Consider the following 8472-nt stretch of genomic DNA (forward strand, 5'->3'; position numbering starts at 1 on the left):
CAAGAAAAGCCCCGGCCCAGACGGGCCGGGACCTGATCCTTGATTCAGACCTGGAGCATCAGACGAGCCGGATCTTCCAGGCTCTCCTTGATGGACACCAGGAACTGGACCGCATCCTTGCCATCAATGATGCGGTGGTCATAGGTCAAGGCAATGTACATCATGGAACGGGCCTTGATCTCACCATCCACCACCATGGGCCGCTCCTGGATCTTGTGCATGCCCAGGATGGCACTCTGGGGCGGATTGATAATGGGCGTGGAGATCAGCGAGCCGAATACACCACCATTGGTGATGGTGAAGGTGCCGCCCTGCAAATCGTCCATTCCCAGACCGCCTTTGCGGGCCTTCTGGGCATAGGCGGCAATATCGCCTTCAATCTGCGCAAAGCCTTTCTGGTCACAGTCACGCACCACCGGAACCACCAGCCCCTTGTCACTGGATACGGCAATACCGATATCCCAGTAGTCATGGTAGATGACATCCTTGCCTTCCACGGAAGCATTGATAATGGGGTGCTTCTTGAGCGCCTCGACAGCCGCCTTGACGAAAAAGGACATGAAACCAAGGCGTACGCCATGCTCCTTCTCGAAGCTTTCCTTGTAACGCTTGCGAAGGGCCATGACTTCGGTCAGGTCCACCTCATTGAATGAGGTGAGCATGGCGGCATTTGACTGTGACTCCACCATCCGCTCGGCAATACGGGCACGCATGCGGCTCATGGGAACCCGCCGGTCTTCCCGGGCGCCGCTGATCACCCCTTGAGGACCGGCAGGCTTCTCGCTGGCTTCAGCAGCGGGCTTCTTGTCGGCCTTCTTGTCGCCACCCTGTTCGATATAGGCCATGACGTCCGCCTTGGTAAGGCGACCACCCTTGCCGCTGCCTTCAATATCAGACGGTTCCAGGTCATGCTCTTCCACCAACCGGCGCACGGAGGGAGACAGTCGATCAGCAGCGGACTTATCCTCATCACCCCCGCTCTTGGCGGCCTTCTCGGCCTTGTCGTCACCCGTATCCTTGGCCTCTTCCTTGCTGGCACCCGCCGCGGCTTCGGCACCTTCTTCTACTATGGCAATCACGTCCCCACTGGTGACAGTGCCTTCCTCGACCTTGATTTCCTTAAGCACACCGTCGGCCGGTGCGGGAACTTCCAGCACCACCTTGTCGGTTTCCAGGTCGGCCAGGTTTTCGTCACGCTTGATGGCATCGCCTGCCTGCTTGTGCCAGGCAACCAGCGTGGCGTCGGAAACGGATTCCGGTAGTTGGGGTACTTTTACTTCAGTGCTCATGCTTTCTCCGAGGTTTTCTTATTACTGGATTTCTTGCCCGTGTTCTTGGCGCCCGTCTTCTTGCCGGCAGCCTTCTTCTTTCCAGCCTTCTTCTTGCCGCCGCCCGAAGCGGTGGTGCCACCGGCAGACAGAGCAGACTCGATCACGGCCTTCTGCTGCTTAACGTGCAGCTTGAAATAACCGGCCGCAGTGGAAGCCGCCGTGGCACGGCCCACATAACGCAGACCATGCTCTTCGGTGAGCGGCGCCTGCAAGCGATGACGGATGTTATACCAGGCCCCCTGATTCTTCGGCTCTTCCTGACACCAGACGATTTCACGGGCGTTGGGATAGGTCTTGATTGCTTCCCGATAAGCTTTCTGCGGGAAGGGGTAGAGCTGTTCCAGACGAATCAGGGCGACATCATCGATCTCGTCGCGGCGTCTGGCCTCAAGCAGATCGTAGTAGACCTTGCCGGAGCAGAAGACAATCCGCCGAACCTTGTCGCGATCCAGCTCATCCACTTCCGGAATTACGGTGTGGAAGCGGCCCTTCTCCAGGTCGCTGAGCGGCGAGGTGGACAGCTTGTGTCGAAGCAGGCTCTTGGGTGTCAGCACAATCAACGGTTTACGGAACTTGCGCACCATCTGCCGGCGCAGCATGTGGAACATCTGTGCGGGCGTGGACGGGACGCAGACCTGCATGTTGTGCTGGCCACAAAGCTGCAGATAACGCTCAAGGCGGGCGGAGGAATGCTCAGGCCCCTGCCCTTCATAACCATGAGGCAGGAACAGGGTCAGACCGCAATAACGGCCCCACTTGGCTTCACCGGAGCTGAGGAACTGATCAATGATGACCTGCGCACCATTGGCAAAGTCACCGAATTGGGCTTCCCAAATGACCAGCGTGTCCGGGTTGGTGGTGGAATAACCGTACTCAAAACCCACCACCCCCTGCTCGGAAAGCAGGGAGTCATAAACATAGAAGGGTTGCTGATCGTCACTCAGGTGCTGAAGCGGAATGAACTCGGCATTGTCTTCCTGGTTGTAGACCCGCGCATGGCGGTGGAAGAAAGTGCCGCGGCCACTGTCCTGGCCGGCGATGCGAACCGAATAACCTTCGGTGAGCAGGCTGGCATGGGCCATGGTCTCGGCAAAACCCCAATCCATGGGTATCTTGCTCTGCCCCATTTTCTTGCGGTCATCGATGATCCGCTGGACCCGGCTGTGCAACTTGTAATCATCGGGAACCGTGGTGATTCCCTCTACCAGTTGCTGAACTCGATCCCCGTCGATAGTGGTATCCACCGGCTCATCCCAGTCTTTCAGGTTGAACTCGCTCCAATCGACGGTGTACTCATTGCCGATCATGCCCTGGCTCTTGGGCGCCACCATGCGGCCGGCATCCAGGTCGTCGCGATATTCATCCAGCAGTTTCTGAGGATCTTCTTCACTCACCACACCGGCCTCAACCAGGTTCTCGGCATAGATCTCCCGGGCCGTGGGATGGGAGCGGATCACCGAGTACATACCAGGCTGGGTCACTGCCGGCTCATCTGCCTCGTTATGACCATGGCGGCGATAGCAGATCAGATCGATCATCACGTCCTTGTGGAAGCGCTGCCGATAAGCCAAGGCCAGGCGGGTGGCAAAAATAACCGCCTCCGGGTGATCGGCGTTGACGTGAAGAATCGGCGTCTCGATCATCTTGGCCACATCAGTGGCATAGGGCGTGGAACGGGCATCTCGGGGATTACTGGTGGTAAAGCCCACCTGGTTGTTGACGGTAATGTGCACGGTGCCGCCAGTGTAGAAGCCCCGGGTTTGGGACATCTGCAGGGTTTCCTGAACGATACCCTGACCCGCAAAGGAAGCATCACCGTGGATCAGAACCGGCATGACAGTCTTGCCGTCCTTGTCACCACGGCGGTCCTGGCGGGCACGAACCGAGCCCTCGACCACCGGATTCACGAACTCCAGATGGGAAGGGTTGAATGCCAGGGCCACGTGGACATTGCCACCGGGTGTCTCCAGATCCGAGGAGAAGCCCATGTGATACTTCACGTCGCCGGAGCGGTCTTCCATATCATCGTCATAGATGCCCTCGAACTCGGAAAACAATTCCTCCGGGCTCTTGCCAAGGACATTGATGAGCACGTTGATACGTCCACGGTGCGCCATGCCCACGACGATTTCATCCAGACCATCCTTGCCCCCCTGCTGGATCAGGTCATCCAGGAGCGGGATCATGGACTCGCCGCCTTCCAGAGAGAATCGCTTCTGGCCGACGTACTTCTTGTGCAGGTAGCGCTCGATGCCTTCGGCACCGGTGAGCTGGCGCAGTAGCAGCCGCTTTTCGTCATCATCCAGCAGGGCATCCACTTGGCGGCGCTCAAACTGCTCCTGCAGCCAACGCCGTTCTTCCGGATCGGTGACGTGCATGTACTCGAAACCAATAGGCCCCGTGTACAGGCGCTCAAGCTGGGCAATGATATCCCTCAGCTTCATGAAGTCCTTGGCGAACAGGCCCATGGTGGAGAATTCAGTGTCCATGTCCGAATCGGACAGCCCGTGGAAGGCCGGCTGCAATTCGTCCAGTTCCGGCTTCTCCCGCAGGCCCAGGGGATCAATGTCAGCCACCCGGTGCCCACGCCCACGATAGGCCTGGATCATCCTGGCGACACCTGCCTGTTTTTCTGCCAGCCTGGGATCAAAGCCGGAACTGCCGGCAGCCGCCACGCGGGGAGCACGGGCTCGCTCGGCCATTTCATCGACAATGGGCCCATGGGCGACATCGGCGCCACTGCCGCCCTGGCCATCCAGGAAGCCGCGGAAGTAATTCCGCCATTCATCCGGCACCTCGCCGGGATCTTCCAGGTATTTTTCGTAAATTTCGAGAATAAAGGGTGCATTTGCACCAAAAAGGTGCGAAGTCGCGTACTTCTGCTCGAGAGTTTCACTCATCGGTATCAGTCACCAACTCGGTTGGAGAGGCTTGAGAACGGGCGACGGATAGAGGATCCGTGCCGGAAAGGGGATTGCTGCGGGCATGGGCGACAACCGGGCCATAAGGACCCGTCCGGTAAGTAGCCGGGAAGCGTGGTGGACCGCATCCTGGGTGCCGCTCCAAGTGAATTCGCAACGGCGGTATAGTGTATCGGATTCGGCGCCGGGAAGAAACCGCTGGGCGGGCAAAATGTCAGCGGGAATCCGTATTTGCGCGGTGGTTTCGAGCAGGGAGACGGCCAGAAAGCAAATGCTGAGGCCGGGAACCTTCGCCGAAGGCGCGGGCCATTCAAAGAATACAAAATGGCGCCCCGGGCAGGCGTCGACAAATTGCCCGGAGCCATTTGACATTCACGGGCGGAGCCCGTGAACCCGGAGGGCGACGCACAGGGAAGTGCGTCGTGCCTCCTGCGCGCAGGTTCGCACGCCTGCGGTCCCAGAGCGTCAGTTGCAGCCGGGACGGTTTGAAGGCCGGTCGTTGGGAAAATGGTGCCCCGGGCAGGAGTCGAACCTGCGACCTGCCGCTTAGGAGGCGGCTGCTCTATCCTGCTGAGCTACCGGGGCTTGCGGTCTGGCGATGGGGCGGGACCATTCTACGGATTTCTCTTTGTCTGGGCCACTGGCTCGTTATCTGTCGGGCTCGATTGGGGATAGTGCCCTTCGATGACGAGGGACGTCCCGGCTTCGGGCCTGGTGGGCTTGCTCAGGGAGTGGGGGGCACCTGGGCCGTGCTCTGGGAGTGTTTGGTTCAGTCTTATACCTTAGTGCCATCCGGAGGCTTTTGATCGCGAATAAATTCACTCCCACGGTGCCACTAGCGTATGCCGAAGCCGCCGTAGGAGCGGATTCATCCGCGATTTCAGCCCCTGAATCGAAGGCAATCTGCCCATCACTTTGAATGCGCCAACAGCAAGCACGGCCCAGGTGCCCCCCATTTCAGGCACAAAAAAACCGGGCATCGCCCGGTTTTTAGATATTGGTGGAGCCGAGGGGAGTCGAACCCCTGACCTCAGCAGTGCGATTGCTGCGCTCTCCCAACTGAGCTACGGCCCCGATTTGCGCGGAATTCTATCACCGGCGCCCCACTCAGTCATCCTTTTCAGCCGCACGGCTTTCCCGGTCGGGCTCGGAGAAATCCAGTTCCAGCATCCGATAGGGTGCGTCCGAAAGCCCCAGGGAGAGATAGGTTTCAATGGCCTTGCGGTTCTCCGGCTCCACATAAAGACGCAGACCGGTGCACCCCGGATCCTCCAGGGCCATGGCTTCCACATGATGGTACAGGGCACGAAAGACGCCACTGCGACGATGGCTCTCCCTGACGTAGACACTCTGAATCCACCAGAAAAACCCGTTCCGCCAATCACTCCACTCATAAGTGAGCCCGATCTGGCCCACGACCTGCCCCGCCTGCCCGGCCAGGAAATAGCAGCCCCGGCCCGGATCAGCCAGCACAGCGCGAACCCCGGACTGGACCAGAGCGGCATCCAGCTCCAGCCCCTCCGATTCCATGGCCAGGGCACGATTGAATTCGGCGATCACGGCCTCATCAGCCGGTTTGGCACGACGAACCTGGATTGCATCATCGGACATCACACCTGCTCCTTGACGGCATCTTCTGCCTCCACCCACCGCTGCACCGTTTCCGGCATCTCAGGCGCCGGATGCGCCCGCCCCGTCACCTTCTCAAAGATATCAGATGGTGGCACATGACCACCCGAGACGCGCATGCAGCCCTTGAGCAGGGCCACGGAAACGGTTCGGTCCCCCTGGACCAGTTTCTGCTCCAGGAAAAACCATTTCTCATCCCAGCATAGAACACGTGTCTCCAGCCGGAAGCGCTGAAAGGGCAGCAGCGGCTTACGGAAACGGATCATGGCGGAAGCGGCGATGGGCATCCAGCGTTCCCGGAGGAGCAGTCGCCCCATGCCGGTCCGGATCATCAGGTCGAGCCGCCCCAGATCCATCAGGGTCAGATAGCGGCCGTTGTTCATGTGCATGTTCACATCAAGATCGTGGGGCCAGACCCGGAAATGAACCACCGACAGGCCCAGGGGATCCAGTTTGCGCCCCAACAGGGCCCGGATGATCACCCGAATCATTCGAAACCAGAGATTCATGCGCCCCCCGCCTCCCCCATGACCGTCACCACCACCCGACGGTCATGGCTGCCGCTGCGGTGCTCGTAGAGGAAAACCCCCTGCCAGGTCCCGGTCAGCAAACGACCGCCCGTCACCGGCAGACTGAGACCGGACTGGGTCAACATGCTGCGAACATGGGCCGGCATGTCATCCGGACCCTCGGCGTCATGGCGAAACATGGGATCGCCATCGGGAACCAGACGGGAAAGGAATCGCTCCATGTCGTCGCGCACCTCCGGATCGGCATTCTCGCAGATCACCAGAGAGGCGCTGGTATGACGACAGAAGACGTGACACAGACCAGTGCCCACTCCACTGTCTGATACCACCGCGGCAATGTCGGCCGTGATATCGCGGGTGCCGCGCCCGGGCATGGGGAAATTGAGTTCCTTCTGAAGCAAGACTGTCTCCTCGGGTCGGGTTTCCCACCATGATAATATGCCCGGCCACCGGAGACCCATTGCCTGATAGCGTCATTTTTTTCTTTAAAGGGCCTTTCCTTCCGCGCCGCGAAGCTATATAAATGCTGCGCCCCGATTTGCCCGAATTCGAGGGCGTTGCAAATCAGGAGGAAGGCTGCGGCATGGCCGGAAAGAACAAGAAACTGGACGACAACGATTTCGATGACGAAATGGACCTGGAGGAGGCAGGCGAGCTGGAAAAGCTGTTCGCCGCCACGGCACCGGCCAATCGGCCGCCGGCCCCCAATCACAGTCAGCGAAAGAGCCAGTGGCGATCCGTCGAGGAATACATGGAGGCGCGTCGCTTGCAGGACGAGCTGGCAGACGATTACCTTCAGGATGACGAAGATGAATAAAGGACCGCTAAATGAGCCCTGCCCGCGCCAGCCTGCTGACCCTGTTGCTAGCCCCTGTCACTGCTCTTGGCTCCGAACTGGACTTCTCCACTGATTTCCTGGAGGCCCAGTACAGCCGTATTGACCCGGACAGCGCGGATGCCATCACCGGCACCAGCAGCCGTCTCAGCCTGACGGTGAGCCCGGGTAGCTGGCTGATCCTGGAACGGGAAATGCTGAGCCGGGACAATCAGGACCTTCCCGGGCGTGTGGCAGTCGAATACAACGCATTGCTGGTCGGCGCGGGCGGCATGATCACTGATCGGGGCATGTGGTACCTGGAAGGTGGTCCGGTAACCGCCCGGGTCAGTCTGCAGGACACCCGTCGCTCTGTGAGCATGGCGGCGGGCATTCGAACCCGGATCAGCCCCCGCTTCGAGCTTGGCGGCGGTCCCCGGGTCGGCGGTGTCAGTCGCCTGGACCCGGCGTCCGGCGAAGCACTGATGCGGGTCCACGGCGTGTTCGAGCTCTCGGATCAGGTTGCCATCTCCGGCAGCTACGATTACCACGGCGATGACAGGCAGTGGCGCCTGGGCGCGCGCCTTAACTGGTAATCACTGCCCTCGCCTGACCCAAAAACGGAAGGGGCAAGGACCGGCCGGTAGCCGGTCGCTTGCCCACCCGCCTTGCCTCATACCGACCTGGCATCACCTCTGCCAGGCGAAGAACTTCTCCATCCAGGCCAATACGCCCTGCGGTGCATGGGCCTTCTTCCAATTCCCCGCAGCAAACTTGTTGGCCTCACCCAGGGTGGGATAGGGGTAAATGGTAGATAGCAGCTTGTTCAGGCCGATACCGTTCTTCATGGCAATGGTGAACTGGCTGATCAGCTCCCCGGCCTGGGGCCCCACAATGGTGACACCCAGCACCCGGTCCTTGCCCGGCGGGGTAAGGACCTTGATGAAGCCCTCATTGCTCTCATCCGCCACGGCCCGATCCAGTCCGGAGAAGTCGTAGGTGGTGAGCTCATAATCCACACCCCGGTCCCTGGCATCGCGCTCGTTCAGGCCCAGCCGTGCTACCTGGGGGTCGGTGTAGGTCGCCCAGGGCAGAAAGCGATAATCCACCCGAAAGCGCTTGGCCCAGCCAAACAGGGCATTGACCGTCGCATGCCAGGCCTGGTGGGAGGCGGCATGGGTGAATTGATACGGGCCCACCACATCACCGCAACCGAAGATATTCGGCACCGAAGTGCGCAGATACTC

Annotated in this window: 7 protein-coding genes, 2 tRNA genes and 1 pseudogene; 2 read left to right on the plus strand and 8 right to left on the minus strand. The window is 60.0% G+C overall.

The window, feature by feature from the left end; translation table 11 throughout:
- Nucleotides 1-44: 44 nt before the first annotated feature.
- From odhB to ACJWXQ_RS01430, 7 genes are all read right to left on the minus strand, one after another.
- Nucleotides 45-1289: a 2-oxoglutarate dehydrogenase complex dihydrolipoyllysine-residue succinyltransferase gene (gene odhB / locus ACJWXQ_RS01400; RefSeq protein ID WP_346049184.1), complete on the minus strand. Its 1245-nt coding sequence runs from the start codon at nucleotides 1287-1289 to the stop codon at nucleotides 45-47.
- A complete protein-coding gene (locus ACJWXQ_RS01405; protein WP_406671998.1) occupies nucleotides 1286-4231 on the minus strand; it encodes a 2-oxoglutarate dehydrogenase E1 component in 2946 nt (981 codons plus the stop codon). Before ACJWXQ_RS01405 ends, odhB begins: the two co-directional genes overlap by 4 nt.
- Nucleotides 4232-4760: 529 nt before the next feature.
- Nucleotides 4761-4837: transfer RNA gene (locus tag ACJWXQ_RS01410), tRNA-Arg, on the minus strand.
- 413 nt (nucleotides 4838-5250) lie between these two features.
- A tRNA-Ala gene (locus tag ACJWXQ_RS01415) sits at nucleotides 5251-5326 on the minus strand.
- A gap of 33 nt (nucleotides 5327-5359) precedes the next feature.
- Nucleotides 5360-5863 (minus strand): GNAT family N-acetyltransferase, encoded by a 504-nt coding sequence (locus tag ACJWXQ_RS01420; RefSeq protein ID WP_346049180.1) that lies wholly within the window; start codon nucleotides 5861-5863, stop codon nucleotides 5360-5362.
- On the minus strand, nucleotides 5863-6390 hold the full coding sequence (locus tag ACJWXQ_RS01425) for an acyl-CoA thioesterase (RefSeq protein WP_346049178.1): 528 nt from the start codon (nucleotides 6388-6390) through the stop codon (nucleotides 5863-5865). Before ACJWXQ_RS01425 ends, ACJWXQ_RS01420 begins: the two co-directional genes overlap by 1 nt.
- Nucleotides 6387-6785, minus strand: a complete 399-nt coding sequence (locus ACJWXQ_RS01430) for a secondary thiamine-phosphate synthase enzyme YjbQ (protein ID WP_346049567.1) — start codon at nucleotides 6783-6785, stop codon at nucleotides 6387-6389. Before ACJWXQ_RS01430 ends, ACJWXQ_RS01425 begins: the two co-directional genes overlap by 4 nt.
- Before the next feature lie 149 nt (nucleotides 6786-6934).
- On the opposite strand from ACJWXQ_RS01430, the gene ACJWXQ_RS01435 reads away from it, so the two are divergent.
- Complete coding sequence (locus tag ACJWXQ_RS01435) at nucleotides 6935-7228, plus strand: hypothetical protein (protein WP_406671999.1); 294 nt, start codon at nucleotides 6935-6937, stop codon at nucleotides 7226-7228.
- Nucleotides 7229-7239: 11 nt separating this feature from the next.
- Nucleotides 7240-7821: a hypothetical protein gene (locus ACJWXQ_RS01440; RefSeq protein ID WP_406672000.1), complete on the plus strand. Its 582-nt coding sequence runs from the start codon at nucleotides 7240-7242 to the stop codon at nucleotides 7819-7821.
- Between the two features lie 93 nt (nucleotides 7822-7914).
- Here ACJWXQ_RS01440 and ACJWXQ_RS01445 read toward each other — a convergent pair.
- Nucleotides 7915-8472: pseudogene (locus tag ACJWXQ_RS01445) on the minus strand (pyridine nucleotide-disulfide oxidoreductase); the annotation flags it as partial.

It is taken from the genome of Natronospira sp. (assembly GCF_007134575.1).
Taxonomy (GTDB): Bacteria; Pseudomonadota; Gammaproteobacteria; order Natronospirales; family Natronospiraceae; genus Natronospira; species Natronospira elongata.

Coding starts and splice junctions, on each gene's coding strand:
- odhB (WP_346049184.1), bottom strand. CDS start 1,289: ATGAGCACTGAAGTAAAAGTACCCCAACTACCGGAATCCGTTTCCGAC.
- ACJWXQ_RS01440 (WP_406672000.1), top strand. CDS start 7,240: ATGAGCCCTGCCCGCGCCAGCCTGCTGACCCTGTTGCTAGCCCCTGTC.
- ACJWXQ_RS01405 (WP_406671998.1), bottom strand. CDS start 4,231: ATGAGTGAAACTCTCGAGCAGAAGTACGCGACTTCGCACCTTTTTGGT.
- ACJWXQ_RS01425 (WP_346049178.1), bottom strand. CDS start 6,390: ATGAATCTCTGGTTTCGAATGATTCGGGTGATCATCCGGGCCCTGTTG.
- ACJWXQ_RS01435 (WP_406671999.1), top strand. CDS start 6,935: ATGCTGCGCCCCGATTTGCCCGAATTCGAGGGCGTTGCAAATCAGGAG.
- ACJWXQ_RS01420 (WP_346049180.1), bottom strand. CDS start 5,863: ATGTCCGATGATGCAATCCAGGTTCGTCGTGCCAAACCGGCTGATGAG.
- ACJWXQ_RS01430 (WP_346049567.1), bottom strand. CDS start 6,785: ATGCCCGGGCGCGGCACCCGCGATATCACGGCCGACATTGCCGCGGTG.